We start from the raw sequence: 25,253 nt of genomic DNA, 5'->3' as shown, positions 1-25,253 counted from the left end.
CCTCCAGATTTGATGTTTGATAAGCTTATACATTTCCTCTTTAGCTTACCTCACGATATATGACATCCTTTGTCTTATATCATAATCAAATCCTAGACATAAAAAACGATCCTTCTTCGGCAGAAGTTCCCTGCCCAAAGGATCGTTCCTAGAATCGGATGCGAGCTATTTTGATTACTGCCTCGCTATTATTGCACGGAATCCAACGGCTTCAAAGGAGCCTCAATCTGCTCGCGCTTCGACTCTAAGAATGGAGGCAGAGCGAGCGATTCTCCATTGCACCGGACCGAGACCCGTAACCATGAAATTCATGGACACGCTTTACGTTCGTCGACACGGTGCCCTTGCCGATACTCGGTCGGTGTGGCGTTATATTTTCTGCGGAAGACCTGGGTAAAATGCTTTACATCCTGATATCCGATCCGCTCGGAGATGTCCGCCAGCTTAAGCTGCGGGTTCAGCAGCAACTGCTTCGCCTGCTCCATGCGCAAATGGATGACGTATTCTTTGAAGCCGTAACCCGTCTTCTGTTTAAATACCTGACTGAAATAGACAGGGTTCAAATAGACGATCGAGGCTACTTTCTCTAACGACAAATCAGTGTTGTAGTAAGCCCGAATGTATTGAATCGCTACCTCGATAATTTCATTCCCGCCGGTCGCGTAATACTCGAATTCATGGTTTACCGAATCCTGGTGCATTCTCTGCACTTCCACAGGCACCGCATTGAAATCATGCAGTACATCGCTGTGCATAATTTGAAAAGGTACTCTGATATATTGCTTCAAATAAGTACGAAGCTCTTCCAGCATGCGTTCCATCGACTTCTCATCATCGACCGTAATTAGGCCGAGCAGGCTTTTGGCATCATAAGTGGCAACAAATCCCCGTCCATACTGCGTCGTTAATTCTGTTAGAACGTTATCGATGATAAAATGCTCCAAATGAACGGCCCTGTCACTTTCCATCTTGACCATAATCAATTGAAATCGTGGATGATTAGCGATCACGGAAGTCATATCCATCCCTCCAATGTCCAGACCGGATGCCCAGCGCTGAAATACGGCCTCTCGCAAAAAATTCAGATTTGACCGCAGCATCTTCGATTCCCGAGCCTTCTCCGCTTCTTGATCCATGAGCTCCTTCAGCTTATCGATCATGTCCAGCAGCAGTTCCTTGCCGATCGGCTTGAGCAGATAATCAATCGCTCCGAGCTTAATCGCTTCTTTAGCGTAGTTGAATTCGGAATAGGCCGAAATAATAACCCACTTCACATGGGGATAACCGCGTTTAGACAGCTGCATCAGTTCCAGGCCGGTCATGCCCGGCATCAAAATATCAGTTAATACGACCTCGATCGGACAGCTGCGCAACAGTTGTATAGCCTCTTCCGGATTAGCAGCCAGATAAATATCATACTGTGGATAAGCTCTCTGAATCGTGCGCATGATCCCTTCCCGGATGACCGATTCGTCATCCACAATTAGAATTTTCATCCCCACGCCCTCCTTGTAACGGTATCGGCAGCGGAACAACGATGGTGACTGTCGTCCCTTCTCCGAGCCGGCTCTCAACGCGTACTCCATAGCTTTCGCCGAACATCATGCTGACTCTGGCATGCACATTGTGCAGCCCGATTCCCCGCCGCGGCCGGCTCACCGGTTCAAGCACAAGACTCGGCAGTTGCTGCAGTGTTGCCTGAATCTGGTTCAGCGTCTCTTCATCCATGCCCATCCCATAATCAGCGACTTTGATATGCAGCTGATGATTCTGCCGTACCGCATAAACCAGCAGCTTGCACGGACTGCCCAGCGGTTCCAAACCGTATTTCACCGCATTCTCGATGATTGGCTGGATGGTCATTTTCGGCAAAACAACATCAAGCCAGCGCTCCTCCACGTCGATTTCCGTCTGCACGCGATCATTGAGGCGGCTTTCGATAATCGTTAAGTAGTGGCGAATCTGCTCAAGCTCCTGCCGGAACGTGGTCTGAGAAGCTTCCTCCCAATCGCTGCTGTAACGAAACATTTGCGACAAGGACAGAATGACGCAGCTCAGTCTCTCATTGCCCTTCTCGTCAAGCATCCAGTAAATCATGTCTAGCGTATTGTATAAAAAGTGCGGGTTCACTTGGGACTGAAGCGCCTGTAGCTGGGCATTCTTCTCGCTGACGGAGGAAAGTTTGATCCGCTCAATCAGCTCGTCCATGCGATGAACCATCCGGTTGAAGGAGGAGACCAGACTGTTGATTTCCTCGAACGAGTTTACATTCACAGAGCCGCTGAAATTGCCTAGCTCCATTTTTTTCATCTCCCGGATCAATAGCTTCAACGGAGAGGCAATCGTCTTGGAAACGATAGAAGCCAGCATCGTTGAGACGATGATCAGGGTGAGCACCACAATGACCACGTAAAGCCGAGTCTGGTTTATTTCTGCGCTAAAGTCGCTTTTTGGCGTAATACCATATATCGTCCAATCAGCAAGCGAGGTGTTGGCGGCTACAATTAACTGATTGGAGGTATCGTCCACAATAATCGCCTTATCCGGGGAAGGCTTGGGCAGCTGGGAAAACACCGGCCATCTCGCCCCCTGCTGGCCTTTGCTCGCAATGAGCTGATCGTCCATCCCCGTAATAAACACCCGCGTGCCAGGGCTTATGCTGACATTCGACAATGCTTCGGTAATCGGGGTGGGGTCGGTCTCGATTACAATAACGCCGATGGATTTGTAGTCCGTCAAATCATAAAGCTGCCGCCCAAAGACGAACACCGTATCCTGCTGCATCGTATTTATAGGGGAACCGGAATACAGCCCCAGCCAAACCATATTGCCCGTGGATGCCTTTAATTTACTGTACCATTCGGTCTGAACGTAGTTGATATCGATGACCCCGGCGAACTGTTTCTCGTAGCTGTATACTTTGCCGCCGTTCGTAATGATATGGATGCCCACAATCTCTTTACGGGAATAGAAGGCTGCCCCAATAATGTTCGTGATGGAGCGCTCATTAATGACGGATATGGCCGGATTGCTGGTCGTCTCTTGAAGCAGGCGCGTCAATTCGTAGTTGCTGTTCAGTGATTTGGTGACACTGTTATAGCCCTCAAGCATAAGATCGAATAAACCGGCGGTCTGGGAAATGTTTTTCTCGGCAATGTCGCTGATCTTTGAATGAATAATCTCTAACGCACGCGAATAATACAGGAAGCTGACCAAAATGAGTATCCCGGTCATACAGGTTAAGAAAAGCAGAAAAAGACGGCTATGGATAGAGCGGAATCCTCGAGCCAATGATGTAGTCTCCCTTCATTCGCTTCATAATTTATTCCAGTTTATCACAGTAACCGTTCTTCAAAATTAGCCCTTCACAGCACCAGCTACCATCCCCTGGGTAATTTTATCCGCCAGCATAAAATAGATCACGATGACCGGCAGCGCACCGAGCACAAGAAACGCCCCGATCGCCCCGTAGTTCACCGAATACTGGCTGACAAAGCTGTTTACGCCAAACGGCAGCGTCTTCAGCGATTCCGAAGAAATGAATGTGGCTGCCAAAATATATTCATTCCAGATGTTGATAAACGTCAGGATACATACAGTCATGATTGGCGGAACAGAAATAGGCAATAAAATATTGCGGTATACGCGAAATACGCTAGCCCCATCCATAATCGCCGACTCCTCGATCTCATACGGGATCGTCTTCATGAAGCCATTAAGAATAAATACGGAAATCGGCGTGGAGAACGCGATATATGGAAGAATGATCGATAAATGCGTATTCAGGATTTGCATATTTTTGAATATCAGCATTAATGGCAGTAACGTCGCCTGCATCGGAATCATCATCCCGACCAGAAAGACAAGCATGACCGCCTGACCATACTTCCAGCGAAAGCGGCTGATGGCAAATGCGGCGAGCGAGCTTAAGACAATAACACTGATCATCGTAATCGAGGTGACAAAAAAGCTGTTCCATAAATAGCGTAAATATCTTCCTCCAGCCAGGGCAGAAATGAAATTAATCCATTGCGGTGACTCCGGTAGAGCGAAGAAGCTCCCGGACAGTATTTCCTCATTCGTCTTGAAGGAATACAGCAGCAGCCAAAGCAGCGGGTACACTTGCGTCACAACGAGCAGCGACAAGAATACGATAACGATTCCTTTCGTAACAGAAAATCGTTTGCGCCTCGGTACGGCGGTTTCATTCCGAACGGCCATAGCGCCTGGTGTATTCATCTCGATTTTCCTCCTTTACGAGAACCGTTTCTCTAATGAATTGAAAATGAGGTTGATGATCAGCGTCGCGGTTAGGCAGACGACGACAAGAAACGCAGCAATAGAGCTGCCATACCCATATTTCATCGACAAGAACGACATGTTGTACATGTGGGTAGAAATCACATCAGTCGCATGAGCCGGCCCTCCGGCCGTCATGACCATCACCATATCGAATGCCTGAAGCGATCCGATGAATGCGAGCACGATGGATATTTTAAAAATCGGGATAATCAGCGGAAATGTGATGTGCCGATCGGCCTTGAATCCCTCAGCGCCATCGATCCGGGCCGCCTCATAAAGCTCGTTGGGAATGTTGGAAATACCGGTAAACTGAATCAAGGTGTGATAGCCCAGGTACTGCCATAAGGCGACAAAATAAAGGGCGTACATGGCGACAGCCGGATCAGTTAGCCAGGGCTTCGTCCAAGATTCCAAGCCGGCAGCGATCAAAACCTGATTCAGCATACCGCCCATGGAGGCAGGATTGTAGATGGTTTTCCACAACTGTCCCACGATAACTACGGACAAAATGACCGGCAGAAAATAGCTGGATACTAGAAAATTCGGCCGTTTAATATATCTGCGCAGCAGGATGGCTACGAGCAAGGCTATCGGGATTTCGACCATGGAGAACACGGCAAACATCAACGTCCTACGTACGGACGGCCAAAATACCGGGTCGTTAAAAAAGAGATTTTTGAAATTTGCCAGCCCGACAAACGTAGCCTCGCCGATTCCATTCCAATCCAGCAATCCGCTATATAGCGAGACGAGGATCGGGATGAACACCATTCCGCAATAAATGAGCAAGCAAGGCAGTACAAACAGAGCAATCGTAAGGCGGGAGACCTTAAGAACATTCACGCTGCATCCCCTCCTTTTTTTGGCAAGCATGATTTGGCAGCAGGGTAGATGACGAAGGGAACAGCAAGTGTCCCCTTCGTGCAACGCCCAACGCTGAAATATTTAGTTGGTCAAGATATGAACTGCTTCGACGATTTCATGTAGTTAATTATTGTTAGCCTCATACGCCGTTTGATGCTCTTTGGCCACCTCGGCGGAATCTTTTTTCTGCACGAACAGGTTTTGAATGCTGCTTAAGTGAGCTTGCGCCGTTCCCGGATTCATCGTGTTGTCGAACGCCAGATCGCCGCCTTTGACCTCCTTGAACAGACCAAGCACTTCCATCGCCATATCGGAGTAGCCTGCCGCCTTGAAGTCTCCTTCTACAATCTGGCCGATCCCGACAGCGCCTTTCGCTTCAAACGTTTCCTTCGGGAAGTTCAGCATGAAGTAGTTCAGGAAATCCTTTGTTTCTTGCAAATGCTTGCTGTCGGCCGAGATTGCAAACGCGCTGCCCGGTGCCAGCATAAATTCGTTCGGGTCGCCTTTGCCGTTGATCGTCGGGAACTTGAACACGCCTACTTTTCCATCCACGGAAGAGGTTTCAATACCGCCAGTGGCCCATGATCCCATATAGTACATCGCCGACTTGCCTGTCTTGAACAAATTCTCCCCGGCATTATAATCAAAGGAGGTCGCTCCCTCCTGAAAGGCGCCAGCCGCCACCAAACTCTGGAATGCGTCGACAGCTTCGATAAATGCTGGATCCTCGAAGGTCTTCTTATTCTCCAGGACATCGTTTAGGAAACCCGGCCCGTTCGTGCGCAGCAGCATGTTCATAAACAGGAAGGATCCCGTCCACGTATCCTTCTCGCCGATGGCAAGCGGGGTAATTCCTTTTGATTTAAGCGCTTTCACAGCCTCCAGCATTTCTTCGAATGTCCCAGGAACCTCAACGTCCGCTTGTTCAAACAGCTCCTTATTGTAGTAGACCACCCCGATGTTATTCCCATCAGGCAGCGCATAAATGCTGCCGTCAAAGCTGTACCAGTCGAGCAAGCCCTCCTGGAATGTATCCTTCAAGCCATTCACTTCTAGCATATCGTTCAGTGGAGCGAACAGGTTAGCTTCCACAAACGGTTTCATTTGCGCCGCCGGGTTGACCACGGTAATGTCGGGAACCTCTTTGGAAGCCGCTTGCGTCTTCAGCTTCAATTTCTGTTGATCCGTATTGAGAGAATCGAGCTCTATCTTGATGTTAGGGTTTTCCGCTTCGTATTGATCAACGAGCTTATTCATAATCTGATGCTTAGGATCGGTCGGATCCGGGAAAATGTTCTGGAACGTAATCGTGACTTTCTTATTCGTAGCCTTTACTTCTGTACCACCGTTTTCTGTGCTGCCAGTATTTCCTTGAGTTTCTTTCGCGCCGCCTCCGCAGGCTGTCAGGCTAAAGACCAGCGTTGCTGCCAGCGCGAGACTTAATACTTTGGACATCTTTGCCACTTTATTCCCCCCTTGTCGTTTCTATCCTAATTATGAGTGGGAACCCTTCCTTTGTGGAGGTGTGATATTTAGGAAAGAGGTTTGATTTTTTCGGAATTATGCCGAAAAACAAAAAATCTGCCCCCGTTCTGGGAAGGCAGATTTCGATGATTGGCCGAGCTGGCCTGCAGCCTACTCGGTTACAAAACCGTGAATGAGCGTAGGAGCTGTCGCCTGCTCGGAAATCGTGATATTCGCATAAATTTTCTCGATGACTTCATCGACATTTTCCCGGTTGGCGTGAATCGTCACCAGGGATTCCCCTGCCGCCACCTTGTTGCCAATTTTCTTGTTTAGCATCAGGCCGACCGCAAGATCGATTTCCGAATCCTTCGTAGCTCGTCCCGCGCCGAGCAGCATCGCCGCAGTGCCGATTTCATCGGCCACAATGGAGGCAACGACGCCATCGCTCTTCGCCGGCACTTCAATCCGATAAGCAGCCGTAGGCAGCTTGTCCGGATCATCGACAATGGAGGCGTCGCCGCCCTGATTCGCGATGAATTCCTTGAATTTCGCCAGCGCTTTTCCGCTGCGGATGACCTCTCTCAGCTTCTCTTCCGCTTCCTCCAGGGAAGAGGCTTTGCCTGCCAGGAACACCATCTGGCGGCCAAGGGCCAGGCACAGCTCCTCCAAGTCCTGCGGCCCGTTCCCGCGGAGGGTGTCAATCGCCTCTCGAACCTCCAGGGCGTTGCCGATGGCCGCGCCAAGCGGCTGGCTCATGTCGGAGATGACTGCCATCGTCCTGCGGCCAACATTGTTGCCAATGCTAACCATGGCATGAGCCAGCTCCCTAGCATCCTCCACAGTCTTCATAAATGCCCCGGCTCCCGTCTTCACATCCAGAACGATCGCATCCGAGCCGGCGGCAATTTTCTTGCTCATGATGGAGCTGGCGATAAGCGGGATTGAATCGACCGTAGCGGTCACATCGCGCAGTGCGTAAAGCTTCTTGTCAGCCGGCGTCAGATTGCCGCTCTGGCCGACGACCGCGATTTTATGCTCGTTGACGAGCTTCACGAACTCCTCCTTGCCGATCTCGACATGGAAGCCGGCGATGGCCTCCAGCTTATCGATCGTGCCGCCCGTATGCCCAAGCCCCCGCCCCGACATCTTGGCTACGGGAATGTCCAGCGCAGCGACGAGCGGAGCCAATACAAGCGTCGTCGTGTCGCCGACACCTCCGGTGGAGTGCTTGTCGACCTTCACTCCTTCAATCGCCGACAGGTCGATCGTATCCCCGGAGTTAACCATCGCCATCGTTAGATCGGCCCGCTCCCGCTCGCTCATATCCTTGAAAAATACCGCCATAGCCAAAGCGCTCACCTGATAGTCGGGAATCTCATCCCGCGTGTAGCCTTCAATGATGAAATTAATTTCCTCGGTAGTAAGCTCTTGCCCGTCGCGTTTTTTCTCAATCAAGTCCACCATTCTCATCGCTGATTCTCCTCACTATGAATACTAAGCCGCGAATACGAAATATTGTTATGATACTGTCGCTCCACTTATCGAAGGTTACAATGAAATAGCTGTCTCCAGCGCAACCTCCATCATGTCATGGAAGGTCGTTTGGCGCTCTTCGGCCGTGGTTTCTTCTCCAGTGATGAGATGATCGCTTACGGTAAGTATCGTCAATGCGTTCACCCCGAACTTGGCAGCAAGAGTATAGAGGGCAGTCGTCTCCATCTCCACACCGAGCACCCCATGATCCATCAGCTTCTGGACGACCGATTTGTCTTCGCGGTAGAATACATCGGAGGTAAATACATTGCCGACATGCATGTTCAGCCCTTTGGCCAGCCCGCGCTCATAAGCCGTCTTAAGCAGCTGGAAGCTGGCGATCGGCGAGTAATCATAGCCGCCAAAGTTGTGACGGTTGATGCTGGAGTCCGTACACGAAGCCTGGGCAAGGATAACCTCCCGTACGCGGACATGCTCCTGCATCGCCCCGCATGTGCCGACGCGCATCAAATTTTTGACGCCATATTCGCTGATCAGCTCATGAACATAAATCCCAATCGACGGAATACCCATTCCGGTGCCTTGCACGGACACGCGCTTGCCTTGATACGTGCCTGTAAAGCCCAGCATCCCCCGCACCTCGTTATAGCAAGTTACGTCGCTTAAATAGGTTTCTGCAATATACTTCGCCCGCAGCGGGTCGCCCGGCAGCAGAATCGTGTCTGCAACGTCTCCCTGCTTTGCTCCAATGTGTACGCTCATCTGGCTTCCTCCTCAACGTTTGAATTTTATTTCAAATCCGCCAAAAAGCTTACCCCATGCTCCGGCATTTTCACGCCGAAGTTATCCGCTACGGTAGCCCCGATATCCGCGAAGGTTTTACGAAGCGGCAGCTCTTTTCCTTCCCCGGCAAAAGATTTTGAATACACCAGCAGCGGCACGTATTCGCGCGTATGATCCGTCCCCTTATACGTCGGGTCGTTGCCGTGATCGGCTGTAATGATTAACAGATCGTCGTCGTGCAGCAGCTCAAACACCTCCGGCAAGCGGGCATCGTATTCTTCAAGCGCCTGTCCATAGCCCTTCGGGTTGCGCCGATGACCGAAGACCGCATCGAAATCGACCAGGTTCAGGAAGGAAAGCCCGTTGAACGGCGTCTTCAGCGTCTCGACCAATTTGTCCATGCCGTCGGCATTGGATACAGTGCGCACCGCCTTGGTTACCCCTTCCCCATCGTAAATATCAGAGATTTTGCCGAGGGCGATGACGTCGAAGCCGCTATCCTTCAGCTCATTCATCGTCGTCCGGCCAAACGGCTTCAAGGCATAATCATGCCGGTTCGATGTCCGCGTGAAGTTCCCAGGCTCGCCGACAAACGGACGGGCGATGATCCGGCCCAGCATATAAGGATCATCCAATGTGATTTCGCGGCAGAACTCGCAAATTTCATACAGTTCCTTCAGCGGCACCACCTCTTCATGGGCGGCGATTTGCAGCACGGAATCGGCAGAGGTGTATACGATCAGCGCGCCGGTCTTCATATGCTCTTCGCCCAGCTCGTCGATAATCTCGGTGCCGCTGGCCGGTTTATTGCCGATGACCTTGCGCCCCGTCTTCTCTTCGATGCGATGAATGAGTTCATCCGGGAAGCCGTCCGGAAATACGCGAAACGGAGTATCGATATACAAACCCATAATTTCCCAATGTCCAGTCATCGTATCTTTGCCTCGCGAAGCTTCTTGCATTTTCGTATAATACGCAAGCGGTTTATCCGCCTGGGGTACACCCTGGATCGGCTCTATGTTGGACAAGCCGAGCTTGGCCATGTTCGGCATATTAAGCCCGCCGCATGCCTCTGCGATATGCCCCAGCGTATCCGCCCCCGCGTCATCGAATTCTACAGCATCCGGCGCTTCGCCGATTCCGACGGAATCCAGTACGATCAAGTGTATTCTATTGAATTTTGCCATGCTCACTGCTTCCTTTCTCGCTATGATGTTATATTAAAGCAGCCCTCGTCGGGCCCGTCGTGACGGAAGTAAAAAGTAATCTATAGATAAAACATGCCTACCTATGCCGAACATTGCTTGCTGCAGTGCAATGCCTGTTTAATAAGAGCTCGTGCCCTGCTCGCCCTGCACAATTTGCACCCCGGAGCTTGCGCCGATGCGTGTTGCTCCGGCCTCGACCATTTTGGTTACGTCGTCCAGGCTGCGAACTCCTCCCGAAGCCTTTACGCCTACGTTCGGGCCTACGGTTCGGCGCATTAGGGCCACATCCTCGGCCGTTGCTCCGCCCCCCTGAAAGCCAGTGGACGTTTTTACAAAATTGGCGCCAGCTTGAACCGCCAGCTTGCAGGCTCTTACTTTCTCATCGTCCGTCAACAGGGCAGTCTCTATAATTACTTTAACCAAGGCTTTGCTCGCCGCCGCATCGACAACGGCCTGGATATCGCGAAGAACAAGATCATCATCCCCGGATTTCAGGGCTCCGATATTGATAACCATATCGACCTCGGCGGCTCCTCTGCCAATCGCATCGCTCGTCTCGTAAGCCTTCACTTTAGAAGTTGCAGCGCCAAGCGGAAAGCCGATAACGGTGCAGACCTTAACTTCACTGCCCGCCAGCTGCTCCGCGGCGTAGGCTACCCATGCCGGATTGACGCACACCGAGGCAAAGCGGTACTCCTTCGCCTCCTCCGTAAGCTTCTTGATCTCTTCTTTTGTTGCGTCCGACCGCAGCAGCGTATGGTCGATCATTCCGGCTATACTCATATTTATGTGCTCCTCCTCTATCGTTTGTATTGATGGTTAAAATGATGCACCCCAAACTGCCTTAACATCATCTTAACACCTGGTTGAACATATGTATATTAATCATTGAAATTATGTTCAACCCAACGTGTGACATCGCCTTCATTTTGAGCCGATATCCAAAAATTATGCAGACACAGAACCGCTTATCCATCCATCCTCTTGTTGTATGTTCCATCAACAAATATTCGGCTGAGCGCCATATCGAGGGCATCCTACTCTAGCAAAGCTTGTGCCGTAAACTGATCGGTCACCAGGATATTCGGATATTTGCCGATCAATGCGGCCCGAATGGCAGCGAGCTTGCGCTGCCCGCCTGCAACAAGAATCGACTTCTCCTTCCGGCGCAAATCGGGCAGATCAATGCCTACGGTACGATGGTTAATGTCCTTGCTGACAATATTCCCCGCCGCGTCAAAAAAGCGTGAGCAAATATCACCTGCGCCCTGCCGCTGAAGCAGCCTCTGCTCCACGTCGCTGAAGTACCCCAGCTTGAACAGAAGAGCATCCTCCTGAACAGTTCCCACTGTGTAAACGGCGATATTCGCCTGCTTCCCCAGCTGGATAATGCGCTGGATATGCCGATCCTCTTCGACCATTTGCTTGAGATGGATGCTGTCAAAGATGACGGGCAGCGGCAAATAGCGGGCGATGGTACCGTACGCCTCCGCAAATAAGTGTACCGTCTCTGCGGCATAGGTATTTGTACGCGAGTGGCTGACGCCTCCTTTAAGCTGCACCACCTCTACGCCCCGCACCTGCTTATGCCGCAAATGGAGTGCCACTTTATGCATGGTCGTCCCCCAGGTTACGCCGATAATGTCCGCATCCTTTACAGTTTCATATAGATAATCGGCAGCCTTTCTGCTGATATGCTCCTGAATTTCCTCAATTTCGTTCTGGGGAGAATGGCAGACCAGCACCGTGTCTATTTCGTATTTGGCTTTGACCCGTTCAGCTAGCGTATGCAAATCCTCCAGAGGGTCGACGATGTTGATGCGTACGTATCCCTGCTCCTTCGCATGCTGAAGCAAGCGGGATACCGTAGGCCGCGACACGCCGAGCCGGTCCGCAATCTCCTGCTGGCTATAGTCCGAAATATAGTACAGTCTTGCCGCCTCGATACTCAGGCGCCGCTTGTCATTTTCCATGTGTACATCCCACTTTTATCATTATTGAACGTTCCCTAGCGGTTCGTTATAGGTCTTCACACCATTATAGTGCCTTGCCAGCACTCTCGCCAGCAACCGCAGCAACATCTTGTATTGGCGCCGGAGCGCCCCATATGGCTGATCGAAACATAATGCCTGCCAATCCAATTAGCGCGGTAATCACGCCGATAAACATAAAAGCCCTGCCTGCCTCGATCGCCGTGATAAGAACTCCTCCAATCAGGGGGGCGGCCAGCATCACTAAGCTGATGATCGTATTCTGAATGCCAAACACACGGCCAATCATATGCTCGGAGGTTTCTTTTTGCAGTATGAAATTTTGCGTGACCATGTACATGCCGTTTCCGATGCCAATCATAATGCCCAGTCCGAGAAGCAGTGCCACTCCGGCTCCCGGCGGACACAGCCCTAGAAGAGCGATACCCGCCCCAATGAGAACATAGCCTCCGCCCAGCCCCCAGCCGTAGCCGATCCGATTCAGTCGATTCAACACGATAAGCACCGCTACTGCGCCGGCTCCAATGGCGGACACTAACCAGCCGATGAGCGATTCATTGGTTGGATCAATCGAACGGAGCAGCGTCGGGAACTGGTAATCGATCATTAGCAGGGCGGTCAAGCCGACAAAGCCGAAGGCCATCGTATAGAGCACTTTTTTGGCTTGAAAAAGGTACAGCCAGCCTTCTCGCCAATTCCGCAGGAATGAGTCTTTAGCGCTATGCCCGGAACCCATGGATTCTATGGATTCCTCAGCCTGGTTGGAGACCGGAAGCTGGCGCAGCGGGAACAGCAATGCCGCAGAGAGCAGCCGTGCCGCCGTGTTGAGAATAATGCATGCCTGGGGCGATAACGCAGTCAGGGTCATAGCGCCAAGCAGCGGGCCTGCTACCTTGGAGGACTGATTGACCAATCCGTTGAAGGAGGTCGCTTGGAACAGCAAATTCGCAGGCACAATTTGACGGGTCAACGCTTGCTGGGCAGGTACGTGAAATACGCCACAAGCGGCTCTTAGTGCCAGCAGCGGCAGAAGCCACGCCATATTGGGCGCAGCCAGAATGCACAGCGTCAGACCTGCGGTGATCAGGTCGCATACCAGCATCAGCCGCGCTTTGCGCACTCGATCCGCAATCGTACCGGCGAAGGAGCCAAAAACCACCGCTGGAAGCGCCATCATCACGGGAATGAGGGCAAGCATCAGCGGGTTTACGCCCCAGCGATAAGCGACAAGCACCTGAATAGCCAGCGCGTCGAACCAATCGCCAAAGGATGCGAGTGCATAAGCAGTAAACATATTTTTGAAACCACGTATCGATAACAAGGAGGAGCGTTCATTTCGCGTCATAGGTTATAGTTCCTTTCACATCACTAGATATCCATATCCTATCTGACGATTGTCAGAGGAATATCAGACAGTTGCTGAAGTGAACCACAAGCTATGACATCGAGAGCGCTTCATTAATAACGGCTTCCATATCCTTTCTATGCTTGGATAACCCATACTCTTGATCCAGGGTTTTATATATCGAGGCATATTTACGCTCCATTTCAGGAGAGGGATAATTTCGTTCGATATATCTCATAATTTGGCACATGGAAATGATCCGCAGCGGGACGTTCAGCGACATATTCAGTACATCCAGCCCTTCATCAAAAAGCCGCTCTGCTTCGCTCTCCCGACCATGAGCTAAGCACAACAATCCTTGAACGATTTGATAACGGCCGATCTCTCGCAAATATGGCGTTTCTTTAAGCAATTCGGTCAGGCGTTCAGATACCTTAGCCGCTTCCTCCAGCTGTCCTGCCAGCACGCAGACGTACATTTCCATAATCGCTACTGGCATGACGAAGCCTGTAAGACCCTCACTTCGAACCGTCTCCCTCGTCTTCCCGAACCGCTTCATGGCCTCCATCGCCAGACCGGCATCTGCATAGACTTCAAGAATGTTAAGAATGCTCACTTCGCGATGCTCCTCCGGCGAAAGAAGACGACGAGCAATAGTCTGGCTGAGATAGTCCAACACCTGCTCCGGCTCCGGGTTTGTCCCGCGGTATAAAATGAGCAGCCAAAACAACCGATTTTGCAGCGGAACCTCCTCGGTTTCGAGAAACCAGGCGATATCCCCCTGAATAAACTTCAAATAAATATTGTAAAATGGATCCATTTCGAAGCCAAGAATGTCCTGCTGCGTGGCCAAGGCCAGCATCGATTTACCTTGCCCGTACAGATGATATTTCTTGAATATGTCCCTCACCGAGGAGTTGACCTCGCGATCCCCTACCGATGGATTCATTACGGATATTGACTCCCTGACGGTTAAGCTGTAACCGTATCCCCGCACCGTATTGATCTGAATATGAGCCCATGAAGACAGCTTCTTCCTAAGACGATAAATATGATCATCCACCGTTCGCTCCACCGGAAACTCCATGGGCCACACCTGATCCAGGAGCTGATCGCGCGTAAATGCCCGATCCCGATGATGATACAGAAATTGCAGCAGCGCAAATTCCTTGGCCAGCAGCTCTATGCTCTCCATGCCCCATATTACTTTGTAGCCGACAGGATCGAATGTCAGTCGCCCCATAATTACTCCTTCTCCATGAAGATGATGTTGTATTAGATTTATAATAATCCATCCGGCACCATCTGAAAAATATAATCCATAGAACAAAGCAAAATCCCCTGAAGGCGGCAAGCCGGAGATTTCTCCAAGCTGCCCTCCAGGGGATCGTCTTTTCTGCTTATTGGATGTTAAATGTTAGGTGCCCAACGTTAGTAAGATATGCTATATGCTATAGAACGGCTGGTGTACGTTTTCGCTTCTGAGGAAGATCCGGCATTTCGTTCACGGAGACGACTTCATCTGTCTTCTTCTCCGGCTGCTCCCAATGCGCCTCGTTGCCGGGAAGGTCATCGAACCAGGCCGCATCCTTAGGGCAATCAAGAATCATCATTTTGCCGTAATTCCCGTCGCGGGACTGATGGTATTTCAAATAGGCCTTGCCATTTTCGATCGCCAAAATTTCGATTTTGCCCGATGTATGGCTCATTGACAGTCTGACTCGTTTTCCAAGGCCGGATGTTCTCGCCTTTGCTTCTTCGACGATCCGATAAACCTCCTCCAGAGTAAGAACAAAATCCCGGTTCCCAGCGACCGGCCTGTTCACGAAAAAGTAATACGGCGTTACCCCCGCCCAAGAGAGTTTATCGAGCAGCTCGCCAAGCACAACAGGGTCATCGTTAATGCCTTTTAACACTGGCGTTTGGTTCACCACAATCGCCCCAGCTTCATGCAGAGCCTGGAAGCCCCGTCTGGCTTCAGGAGTAATCTCGCGCGGATGGTTAATATGAGCCATAACGTAAATGCGCTGCTCCGGCGTGGAGTAAGTACGGATCACGTCCAGCAGTTCCTCATCCTCGTATATCCGCATTGGGTTGAATACGGGGATTTTCGAGCCCAGCCGAATGATTTTAACGTGCTCAATTTCACGTAGCTTCTCAAGGATTCCCCGCAGCTTCTCCGTGGCAAGAATCAGGCTGTCCCCGCCAGTCAGCAGAACGTTGTTAATTTCAGGTTGTTTGGCAATGTAATCAATGCCCGGCTGCACATCGGACATGGCCTCCTTCACATCGTTACGGAACAAGCGTTTGCGGAAGCAATAGCGGCAATATGCACCACACACCTCCGATACGATTAGAAGCGCAGTGGTCGTGTATTTGTGCTGGCACCCGGGAACAACATAGTTGGTATCCTCGTCGGAAGCATCCCAGCGTCCATACTCCTCCAGTTCCCCTTCATTCGGAATAACCAGCTTGCGAATCGGATCATTCGGATCATTCCAGTCGATCAGCTTCAAATAGTAATCGTTAACCCGAAATACGAATTTCTCCGTAATCGGTTTCAAACGTTCCCGCTCCTCTTCGGGGATCATCGTAAGTCTGTCAAGATTCGTAATATACCTCGCCTTTGTCATTGTACATCCTCCTTCCTAGTAATCAACAAAAAAAGACCCGGGTCGGGGGTCTAAGCACAGCTTCGCCAGCAAGGGTCAGAAGACAAAAATAGACCCTAAAAAGGGTCTAAAGAGACGTAATAAATGATCTTATAACAGACCCATCCACTGCTGACGAGGTTAGCTGACGGACTCGGGTAAGATGGTACCCTACATCTCATATGAATGAGTGATTCGCCCCACAATTAAACTGGTTCCCCCGCTTTCTCGGCTCTTACCGAGAAACTAAGCGTGTGTTAATGATAAGGTGTACAGCCGGGATTGTCAACCTTAGGGCCCTAATCAAGAGAGTTGTTTATATTTAATATTTCTCATTATTTGGAATTAATTGTTTATTTTTATGTTCATCTTGCAGTGATTGCATATTGAGATTATTGACGGATTTCATCATCACCATCATTTTCCGACCACCTCCCTCGATAACAGTGCACTTAAATACTCATATACGAAAATGGAAGTATTACCGCCGACCTCCGCATGACGAATTAGTGATATTCCGTGCGGCCCTTTTGCATAGACTTCCTGTGGATGATTTTCGACGATCGCCTTCACCACGTTAAGTTCTCCAAGCATAGCCGCGGCGAAAATATCCATTCGTGCTCCGTGCTCCAACAGTAATCTTGCAATGTTATAATTCCCGGTATGAGCCGCTGCCCCCAGAGCACTCTCCCAGTCACCGCTTCCCCAGTCGATTACCGCATGAATGAGTGCAGGCTCCTTTGTCAGCAGCCTTTTAACCTCTTCATAGTCACCATGCGCAGCAACAATAAACTCCCGCACCAATTCATGGCTTAATGGCCCTCTCGGCATATGTAACCTTCCTTGCCTGCTCTATCCGTACCTCTCGCTCCGGGTTCCTGCCTATGGATCCCCTCTTGCTGCTCCGCCTCTCTCCGGCACACTGCCATACTAATCATCAAAAGCGCCGATATATATACCAATGAAGTTTTGCTCATCTTCAATTCCTCCACTCGAGTCATTAATAACGATTAATTGATAACCATTCTCAATAATCGTCAACTTCATTCTATTGATAATGATTCTCATTGTCAATAGAGGGGGATATACCTAGTCCGCAACGAGCCAATTAAAATCGATTTACAGTTCCCGTTATCAAGCCCACATTGGGGTTGGAAAAAGAAATGACATTCAATTCTGCTTTGATATCGTTGCGGAGCTGTATCTGATTGTAGGACTCTTTCTCATGAAGCAGTTCTTCGAGGAGCTTATTCGTTCCTCCTCCAAAAGCCAGCTGCTGCGAGACGTGGTTGATATTATTCAGCGTATTCTCAAGAACAATCAGCTCCTGGTTGAGGTTGTTCTGCAGCGCCGCTTCCACCTTGTTGCCGAGAATCGAATTGATCGTGTAGAAGGATATAAAACCAAGACATATGAACGGAATCAAGCTGCTGATCAAAAATATGGCGATAATCCGATTCTTAAACGTAACTTGCTTGAACCGCCCCATCATAAATTTCCTGCTCATGAGCCCTCCCCCTGCTGTCATTATTGATGTGAATCATACAAATTCATTTTCGCGAAGTCAATGATTTATCAAAACTGGCCCAGCACTAACAATGCTCTTGAACGGTCAATACTAGATCAATGAATTGCAAGCTCATTAAGCGACAGTTTTCGAGATTTTATGAGCTTTACCAACAAGGTAAAATAAATTTAATTTTACTAAAAATAATGTTGGATTAACTATATTCCCACAGTTTATTCAGTAAAATCATCAAGTAAAACATATTGACTTTAGTAAAAACAGTGGTAAAATTCAGGTGTAAGCGATTCCAACCAAAGGAGGATTTCTGATGAGCACCCGCACCAAATTGAAGCCCTTTGCACTGCTTCTCATGACCTTTACCGCAGTGTTTGCCTTCAATACCATCATCAACAACAGTATCAGTATTGGCTTGGCCTCGATTCCGTCATTTCTTTTTGCCACCATGTTTTACTTCTTGCCTTTTGCCTTGATGATCGGCGAGTTTTCCTCGGCGAACGATGATCGCGAATCTGGCATTCACAGCTGGATCGAGAGTTCCCTTGGCCCGAAATGGGCGTTTCTCGGGGCGTTTTCCTATTTTTTCGTTAACCTGTTCTACTTCGTATCCGTTATTCCACAGGCGCTGATTTATGCCTCTTATGCTTTTACCGGACATAACGTCTTTGAGGGGAACAACGCCACTCTCTATATTTCGTTGATCTCCATTGCAATCTTCTGGGGCTCCACGTTCATCTCGACCAAAGGGGTCGGCTGGATTTCGAAAGTAACGAACATTTCCGGGATGGCTCGCTTGTTCATCGGCCTTATCTTCATCCTGCTGGCCTTCGGTGCCGTTCTCATTTTCAAACAGCCCGTCGCCCAGGAATTCACGATGCAGAACCTAACACCAAAATTCGACTGGATCTACTTCTCCACCTTCGCTTGGATTTTGATGGCTGTCGGCGGTGCCGAAAGCATCGGAGTCTATATCAAAAACGTGGAGGGCGGAAACAGAGTATTCGTTCGCACAATGATCTGGGCCTCCTTGTTTATCGGCGTCATTTACTCCCTTGGCTGTATTGCCGTAGGTCTGATCGTCCCGTCGGAAATGCTGCAGAACAATTACTCGACAGGCCTATTCGACGCTTTCATCATTCTTGGACAAGTGTACGGATTTGCTGAATATGCTCCATATATCGTAGGGCTTGTTATGCTGCTAGCGACTCTGGGTTCGATCGTTTTATGGACGGCGGCTCCGGTTAAAGTGTTGTTCTCGGAAATTCCGAAGCAAATTTTCGGGGAAAAGGTCAGCAAAACCGATGAGAACGGCAACCCGGTAAACGCACTGCTGCTGCAAGCGGTCATCGTAACGATTCTGCTGCTCATCCCGGGCATGGGGATCGGTTCGATCGATACGTTCCTGCGCATTCTGATCAACATGACTGCGGCGACTTCCCTACTGCCCGTTCTGTTCTTCATCATTGCTTACATTGCACTCCGCTACAAAAAGGATGACATGCCGCGTTCCTTCAAGCTGGGCAGCCGCAATACGGGACTGGCGATCGGTGTCATGCTGCTGGCTTTATTTATCGTCGCTTTTGTCATCGCTTCCATTCCGGAGCCTGCTCTGCTTATGAATTATTTTGCAGGTAAACCTTTACCTGACGGGGAGGCCAATCCCGTATTTACATTGCTCTATAACGTGCTTGGAGTAGTCGTATTCATGGGCTTTGCCTGGATTTGCTGGAATCGTTACGAGAAAAACACGCTTAAGAAGGACTAAGAGGAGGAAACTATCATGCGTAAAATGAAAATTTGGGAAAATATTGCGATAGCCCATCAGAATAGAATGGAGCCGCGCGCGTTTTTCCGTTCCTATCCGACGAAACAAAAGGCTTTGTATAACGAGCCTTCCTATACTCATCATTTCAAGAGCTTGAATGGAGCCTGGAAGTTCCTGTTCCTTGAGGCTCCGGAATATTCGCCGGCAGGCTTTGAGCAGCCGTCCTATGATTGCATGGGGTGGGATAATATCACGGTTCCGAGCAACTGGCAGCTGGAAGGCTACGGCAAAATGCATTATTCGGATCTTTGGTACAACTTCCCGATCAACCCGCCGTATGTGCCGACGAACAATCCCACAGGCCTGTACAAGCGCAATTTTACTATAGGCCAGGATTGGCTGGAGAATCAGCAGGTGATTCTGCGCTTCCATGGCGTGGATTCGGCTTACCATGTCTGGGTCAACGGCCAGGAGGTCGGGTTTAGCAAAGGCGCCCGCCTGCTTGCGGAATTCGATGTTACCGATGTTGTACAGGCCGGCAGCAACGAGCTCACCGTACGCGTATACCAATGGTCGGACGGCACGTATTTAGAGGATCAGGATATGTGGTGGCTGAGTGGGATTTTCCGTGATGTGGATCTGTATACGCAGCCTTTAACCGGCATCGACGACTTTACGGTCGTGACGGATTTGAATGCGGATTACACGGCGGCCGAGCTGCAAATTACGGCAAAAATTCGCCACGCCCGCCCTGGACTTGCGCTGTCCTATGAGCTGCTGGATGAAGCGCGCAAGGAGGTATTGAGCGGCAGTGTATCCGCAGAGCAAGCCGTGCAAATTACGGAGGCTGTCGAAAGTCCGCGACTCTGGACAGCGGAAACCCCCGCACTCTATACTTTGCTGCTGACGCTCAAAGACGGGGACGACGTGATCGAAGTCATTCCGCAAAAGGTCGGCTTTCGGAAAATCGATCTGAAAGGCGATACGTTTACGGTCAACGGCGTGGCCATCAAGTTTAAAGGCGTCAACCGCCACGATTATAATCCGGTTACCGGGCGCGTCGTTTCCCGGGAGGAAATCATTCAGGACATCCGCCTGATGAAGCAGCACAACATTAACGCAATCCGTACGGCTCATTATCCGAACTCGACATATTTGTATGACCTCTGTGACGAATACGGCATGTACGTCATCGATGAGACCGATCTGGAATGCCATGGCTTTGAGCTGACCGGCAACTACGACTGGATATCCGACGACCCGGCTTGGGAGCTGTCGTACGTCGAGCGCCTGGAGCGAATGATCCACCGGGACAAGAACCACCCGTCCATTATTATGTGGTCTCTCGGCAATGAATCCGGCTTCGGCCACAATTTCAGAGCTATGGCGAGCCGTTCCAGAGAATTAGACCCTACCCGGCTGGTACATTATGAAGGGGACTTCGAGGCCGAAGTCACGGACGTATATTCCACCATGTATTCGTGGCTGGAGCATCCGACGAAGAAAACGATGGCGCAAATTATCGAGACCTCGCAAAAGCCGCATATTCTCTGCGAATATGCCCATGCGATGGGCAACGGGCCCGGCAACCTCAGCGATTACCAGGAGCTGTTCTACGCCCATGATAAGCTGCAAGGCGGCTTCGTATGGGAATGGTTCGATCACGGAATCAAGACGGTCACCGAGGACGGCCGAGTATATTACCGCTACGGCGGCGATTTCGGCGATGATCCGACGAACGGCAACTTCTGCATCGACGGCCTGATTATGCCGGATCGCACGCCTTCGCCGGGACTGCTCGAATACAAGAAGGTCATCGAGCCTGTGCTAACTTACGAGGCAGACCTTCGCCAAGGAATCGTCCGCTGCGAGAACAAATATGATTTCGCCTCCCTGGCCCATTTGGATTTAACCTACTCCATCTGCAAGGACGACGATGTCATCCGGACGGGACGCGCCGACATTTCGGCCGTCGAAGCCAGATCCAGCAGGGATATCGAGCTTGGCTATACGCTGGATTTCGAGCCCGAACCGGGTACGGATTATTATCTGAATATTTCGTATACCTTAAACCGAGATACCATTTGGGCACCACAAGGGCATGAGCTCGCTACCGCGCAATTCAAGCTGCCTTTGGAATCGGAGCCGCACTACATTATTCCCGAGGGCGAGCTGGAAATGATCGAGAAGCACTCCGAGCTTGTCGTGCAAGGCACGGAGTTCGAGGTGATCTTCGATACGGTGACCGGGCAAATGAAGTCATGGACGCGTCATGGCGTCACGGTGGTGGAGCAAGGGCCACAGCTGCAATTTTGGCGGGCCGCGATCGATAACGATATGGAGATCGTGCAGGATTATAAGAAGAAGTATTTCATGCACCTGATGCACGAAGTCGTGGAGGACCTTACCTATGAGCAGCATGCCGATCACGTTCATTTCCGCGTCCAGACGATGAATGGAACGACGAACTCCTCCTGGTATTACCGTTCCGCCTATGATTACCGCATCTATCCTAACGGGGACATCCTGTTTGAAGTCAGCGGCGAACCGAGCGGATACACACACAATGCACCGGACATGCTGCCGCGGATCGGCGTAAAGCTGAATATCAACAAAAATTGCGAGTATGGCAAATGGTACGGACGAGGCCCTGGCGAATCGTATGCCGACTCCAAACAGGCAGCCCTGTTCGGCGTTTACGAGCAGACCGTCGAGGGCATGTTCACGAACTACGTGTATCCTCAGGAGAACGGCAACCATACGGACAGCCGCTGGGTACGCCTGACCGACCGCTACGGCGTCGGCCTCATGGCTGTGGCTTATCCGTCCATGGACTTCAGCGCGACGTATTACGAGGTAGAGGATCTCGATTTAGCGAAGCATACGATCGACCTGAAGCCGCGGGATTATATCGTGCTGAATCTCGACTACAAGCAAAACGCGCTGGGCACCAACTCCTGCGGCCAGAACCAGCTCGAGAAGTACCGCTGCAAATTCGAGCCGTTCCGCATGAAGCTGAAGCTATCCGTCTATTCGAATAAAGAAATTTCCGACATTCAGAAAGCGAAAGAAACGCTCCTGACTACGGAAAAATGACAATGAGCCGGCTATCTCATGATAGCCGGCTTTTGCATTCGCATTTTTACTTTATTTTTACTAAAATTAAAAGTACAATAGATGAAACATCTCTCATATTGGAGTGATACAGAAGAAATGGCCACACTGAAGGATATCGCTGAGCGGGCAAACGTCTCGATTTCCACGGTCTCCAGGGTATTGAACTTCGATCAAACGCTAAAGATCACGGACAAAACAAGAAGACGCATCCTGAAAATAACCGAGGAATTAGAATATAAAAAAGTACGTAAGCCGGAGCAGGCCGATCCCCCCTCTTCCGCCAAGCCGTCGCAGAAAAAAATGCGCATCGGCATTTTCATGACCTTCTCCAAAAGCGAGGAGTTGAACGATCCCTACTATTTGGCGATGCGGCTCGCCATCGAGGAAGCGGCCCGGGATTATCAGGTGCAGGTCATTGAAGGCTTCGAAGACCAGCAAATGTTCTCGTCCAAAGCGATCGCTGGCATGATCGTCGTAGGCCCCATCAGCCAGGAGGAGATTACACGGATCAGCGAAACTACGCCTAATATTGTATTTATAGATCCCATCCTTTGGGACAAACGCTTTGATATCGTGATGGTCGATTTATATGAAGCGGTGGAGCAAATTCTGGAGTACTTGCGCGGGCTGAACCATACGAAGATCGCCTATCTCGGCGGACGGGACGAGCTGAACGGAGAGTCTGTCCTGGACAGACGGGAGGATGCCTATGAGCTGTGGATGCGCAGATCGAATCTCTACAATCCCAAGCTTGTTAAGATCGGCAAATTCTCTGCGGAAGACGGATACCATATGATGAAGGAGCTCCTCTCTTCGGGTACGGAGCTGACCGCAGTCATCGCGGCCAACGATTCTATGGCCATTGGAGCCTTCCGCGCCATTCAGGAGCAGGGTCTCCGGGTACCCGAGGATATCAGTATCATCGGCTTTAATGACATTACGGTTGCCCAATTCATGACCCCTTCCCTGACCACGGTCAAGCTATACAGCGAGTTTATGGGGGAGACGGCGTTGGATCTGCTGCTTGAACGCATTCAAAAGAAGCGGACGATCGCCAAGAAGGTCATCATTCCGACGGAATTAATCGTACGTGAAAGCTGCTGCGCCGCCCTGGAGAAATAGAAGTAAGTTATACTAAGGCATATCGACAAAGAGCGCTGACGTGGTGTCAGCGCTCTTATCATTCCGTCCTCCAATTTATACGGTTGGCGCAGCTTGATTAAGCATATACGTTTCAACGACTTTTGCTACGCCGTCTTCCATGTTCGTATCGGTCACATGGTCTGCAATGGCCTTAATATCGTCCGGCGCATTCCCCATAGCTACCCCAAGCCCGGCAAATTCAATCATAGCTTGGTCATTGTAGCTGTCGCCTATCGCAATGACCTCTTCCTGCTTAATGCCTAGCTTCTGAATGAGATGATGCAGGCTTGTCCCTTTATCTACGCCCGACTCCGTAAACTCTAGGAAATATGGCTTGGAACGAACGACGTTAAGTTCTCCTTCGAGCTGTGGCTGTAATTTGCCCTCTAAAGCAATCAACTTCTCAGGATCGTCTACCATTAATACCTTCACGACAGGCTCCTGAATGGCTTCAACAAAATTCGCGGCCTCGACAATCGGCATCCCCGTAATTTCACCTTCGATATCGGTATACTTATTGCAGGCTGGCGTGACGATATCATCGCCGACGTAAGTATGAATCCAGACGCCCTCTTGCTTGCTGATTTCGTACAGCTCATGCACCGTTTCCGGCGTCAAAGTACTGCTGAACAAAATCTCTTCGGTTGCACAATTTGTAATTTTAGCCCCATTAAAAGATAGAATGAAGCTTCCGTATTTTTCAAGCTCCAGCTCCTTAGCTATATGCGTCATCGCAAAGGTCGGGCGCCCTGAGGCCAGTACTACTTTGATCCCCGCCTCCTGCGCGTCCATCAATGCCTTCTTCGTGCGCGGCGAAATCGTATGGTCATCCCGAAGCAGCGTATCATCCAAATCTAGCACGATCATTTTATAGTTCATCATTCTACGTCCCTTCCACTCATTCTGCCTGTGAAGCTATAAAAGTTAGCCACTCAGTATTACACTATACATAGCATACCATCTCTGTCGGCTTTCGGCATTACTTCGCTAAAAACAAAAACTGCCCCCAGACCGTATTCAAACGGACTAAGGGGCAGTATTCTTTCTAAATGAACTAACGCACTGCGTAACTCTATCAGCTACAAAATAGACTGATTCACAGCAATATACACATCGAAGCATGCTTCCTCCCCGGCCGGGGGCTGGGCGGAAACCTTATAACCGGCAGAGACCTGGATCATTTGGTTCTGATTGATGTAGTTCACGAGCTCCAAAAATACCCGATCCAGGCCTTGGAGATTTCCTGCATATCTAGTGTGTATGGCGTCTACCAGTTGAAATACGGGCTTGAATTTGTATGGTTCAGGCAAATCGATTTGGCGATCGATCGGAAACATAAACTCAATATCCAAAACTTGCTCCTCCTGGCCGTTCTCCACCCCAAAAGTAGCGGATATCATAGGCCCGCTTCTCCTTGCTCCACTGCCTTGTAAAATGGCTACGAATTGGCCCAGCTCCCTGTCCACTTCGGATTGCTTTATTTTTTTGCGAAACGAAGCTACATGATCGAACCTGATACTCTTGCCTGTTTCAATTTGAATGGTCTGTTCCATTTTAGACACCTCCAAGGTATTTTAGATAATAGAGTTTATTACGTC

The 25,253-nt window shown here is 50.2% G+C and carries 21 protein-coding genes and 1 riboswitch; of the genes, 3 read left to right on the top strand and 18 right to left on the bottom strand.

What is annotated here, in order from left to right; genetic code table 11:
• Positions 1-308: 308 nt before the first annotated feature.
• The 16 genes from ACE3MQ_RS23915 to ACE3MQ_RS23840 all read right to left on the bottom strand — a co-directional run bounded on the left by ACE3MQ_RS23915 (position 309) and on the right by ACE3MQ_RS23840 (position 17,612).
• Positions 309-1,496 carry a response regulator gene (locus ACE3MQ_RS23915; protein WP_379397498.1) on the bottom strand — a complete coding sequence of 396 codons (1,188 nt, stop codon included), beginning with the start codon at positions 1,494-1,496 and terminating at the stop codon, positions 309-311.
• A complete protein-coding gene (locus ACE3MQ_RS23910; RefSeq protein WP_379397494.1) occupies positions 1,474-3,291 on the bottom strand; it encodes a sensor histidine kinase in 1,818 nt (605 codons plus the stop codon). The genes ACE3MQ_RS23915 and ACE3MQ_RS23910 overlap by 23 nt, the downstream gene beginning before the upstream one ends.
• 66 nt (positions 3,292-3,357) lie before the next feature.
• Positions 3,358-4,239, bottom strand: a complete 882-nt coding sequence (locus ACE3MQ_RS23905) for a carbohydrate ABC transporter permease (protein WP_379397492.1) — start codon at positions 4,237-4,239, stop codon at positions 3,358-3,360.
• A 15-nt stretch (positions 4,240-4,254) separates the two neighbouring features.
• Positions 4,255-5,145, bottom strand: a complete 891-nt coding sequence (locus tag ACE3MQ_RS23900; protein ID WP_379397490.1) for a carbohydrate ABC transporter permease — start codon at positions 5,143-5,145, stop codon at positions 4,255-4,257.
• 144 nt (positions 5,146-5,289) lie between these two features.
• Complete coding sequence (locus ACE3MQ_RS23895; protein WP_379397557.1) at positions 5,290-6,621, bottom strand: extracellular solute-binding protein; 1,332 nt, start codon at positions 6,619-6,621, stop codon at positions 5,290-5,292.
• Positions 6,622-6,801: 180 nt separating this feature from the next.
• Positions 6,802-8,103 (bottom strand): pyrimidine-nucleoside phosphorylase, encoded by a 1,302-nt coding sequence (locus ACE3MQ_RS23890; protein ID WP_379397488.1) that lies wholly within the window; start codon positions 8,101-8,103, stop codon positions 6,802-6,804.
• A gap of 78 nt (positions 8,104-8,181) precedes the next feature.
• Positions 8,182-8,889, bottom strand: a complete 708-nt coding sequence (gene deoD, locus ACE3MQ_RS23885) for a purine-nucleoside phosphorylase (RefSeq protein WP_379397486.1) — start codon at positions 8,887-8,889, stop codon at positions 8,182-8,184.
• Positions 8,890-8,915: 26 nt separating this feature from the next.
• Complete coding sequence (gene deoB, locus ACE3MQ_RS23880) at positions 8,916-10,097, bottom strand: phosphopentomutase (RefSeq protein WP_379397484.1); 1,182 nt, start codon at positions 10,095-10,097, stop codon at positions 8,916-8,918.
• Positions 10,098-10,235: 138 nt separating this feature from the next.
• Positions 10,236-10,901 (bottom strand): deoxyribose-phosphate aldolase, encoded by a 666-nt coding sequence (deoC, locus tag ACE3MQ_RS23875; RefSeq protein WP_379397482.1) that lies wholly within the window; start codon positions 10,899-10,901, stop codon positions 10,236-10,238.
• Positions 10,902-11,155: 254 nt separating this feature from the next.
• Positions 11,156-12,091, bottom strand: coding sequence for a sugar-binding transcriptional regulator (locus ACE3MQ_RS23870; RefSeq protein ID WP_379397480.1), 936 nt, complete (start codon positions 12,089-12,091; stop codon positions 11,156-11,158).
• 64 nt (positions 12,092-12,155) lie between these two features.
• The gene (locus ACE3MQ_RS23865; protein WP_379397478.1) at positions 12,156-13,454 is read right to left on the bottom strand and encodes an MFS transporter; all 1,299 of its coding nucleotides are present in this window, start codon (positions 13,452-13,454) and stop codon (positions 12,156-12,158) included.
• Between the two features lie 91 nt (positions 13,455-13,545).
• Complete coding sequence (locus tag ACE3MQ_RS23860; protein WP_379397476.1) at positions 13,546-14,697, bottom strand: winged helix-turn-helix domain-containing protein; 1,152 nt, start codon at positions 14,695-14,697, stop codon at positions 13,546-13,548.
• Positions 14,698-14,905: 208 nt separating this feature from the next.
• The gene (locus ACE3MQ_RS23855; RefSeq protein ID WP_379397474.1) at positions 14,906-16,087 is read right to left on the bottom strand and encodes a KamA family radical SAM protein; all 1,182 of its coding nucleotides are present in this window, start codon (positions 16,085-16,087) and stop codon (positions 14,906-14,908) included.
• 133 nt (positions 16,088-16,220) lie between these two features.
• Positions 16,221-16,368, bottom strand: a riboswitch (cyclic di-AMP (ydaO/yuaA leader).
• Positions 16,369-16,522: 154 nt separating this feature from the next.
• Positions 16,523-16,936: an ankyrin repeat domain-containing protein gene (locus ACE3MQ_RS23850; RefSeq protein ID WP_379397472.1), complete on the bottom strand. Its 414-nt coding sequence runs from the start codon at positions 16,934-16,936 to the stop codon at positions 16,523-16,525.
• Entirely contained in the window at positions 16,918-17,082 is a 165-nt protein-coding gene (locus tag ACE3MQ_RS23845; protein WP_379397470.1) for a hypothetical protein, read from the bottom strand. The genes ACE3MQ_RS23850 and ACE3MQ_RS23845 overlap by 19 nt, the downstream gene beginning before the upstream one ends.
• Before the next feature lie 131 nt (positions 17,083-17,213).
• A complete protein-coding gene (locus ACE3MQ_RS23840; RefSeq protein ID WP_379397468.1) occupies positions 17,214-17,612 on the bottom strand; it encodes a hypothetical protein in 399 nt (132 codons plus the stop codon).
• A 328-nt stretch (positions 17,613-17,940) separates the two neighbouring features.
• On the opposite strand from ACE3MQ_RS23840, the gene ACE3MQ_RS23835 reads away from it, so the two are divergent.
• The 3 genes from ACE3MQ_RS23835 (at position 17,941) to ACE3MQ_RS23825 (ending at position 23,634) form a co-directional block, all read left to right on the top strand.
• Positions 17,941-19,395 (top strand): amino acid permease, encoded by a 1,455-nt coding sequence (locus ACE3MQ_RS23835; RefSeq protein ID WP_379397466.1) that lies wholly within the window; start codon positions 17,941-17,943, stop codon positions 19,393-19,395.
• Between the two features lie 15 nt (positions 19,396-19,410).
• Complete coding sequence (ebgA, locus tag ACE3MQ_RS23830) at positions 19,411-22,491, top strand: beta-galactosidase subunit alpha (RefSeq protein WP_379397464.1); 3,081 nt, start codon at positions 19,411-19,413, stop codon at positions 22,489-22,491.
• Between the two features lie 117 nt (positions 22,492-22,608).
• Complete coding sequence (locus tag ACE3MQ_RS23825) at positions 22,609-23,634, top strand: LacI family DNA-binding transcriptional regulator (RefSeq protein WP_379397462.1); 1,026 nt, start codon at positions 22,609-22,611, stop codon at positions 23,632-23,634.
• Between the two features lie 75 nt (positions 23,635-23,709).
• Here ACE3MQ_RS23825 and ACE3MQ_RS23820 read toward each other — a convergent pair whose 3' ends face one another.
• On the bottom strand, positions 23,710-24,534 hold the full coding sequence (locus tag ACE3MQ_RS23820; RefSeq protein WP_379397555.1) for a Cof-type HAD-IIB family hydrolase: 825 nt from the start codon (positions 24,532-24,534) through the stop codon (positions 23,710-23,712).
• 200 nt (positions 24,535-24,734) lie between these two features.
• Positions 24,735-25,208, bottom strand: a complete 474-nt coding sequence (locus tag ACE3MQ_RS23815; RefSeq protein WP_379397460.1) for a GyrI-like domain-containing protein — start codon at positions 25,206-25,208, stop codon at positions 24,735-24,737.
• Between the last annotated feature and the right edge of the window lie 45 nt (positions 25,209-25,253).

The sequence above is a fragment of the Paenibacillus lentus genome, assembly GCF_042714055.1.
GTDB classification, from domain to species: domain Bacteria; phylum Bacillota; class Bacilli; order Paenibacillales; family Paenibacillaceae; genus Fontibacillus; species Fontibacillus lentus_A.
The sequence above is the reverse complement of the archived record's forward strand: the minus strand, read 5'-3'. Positions and strand labels throughout refer to the sequence as shown.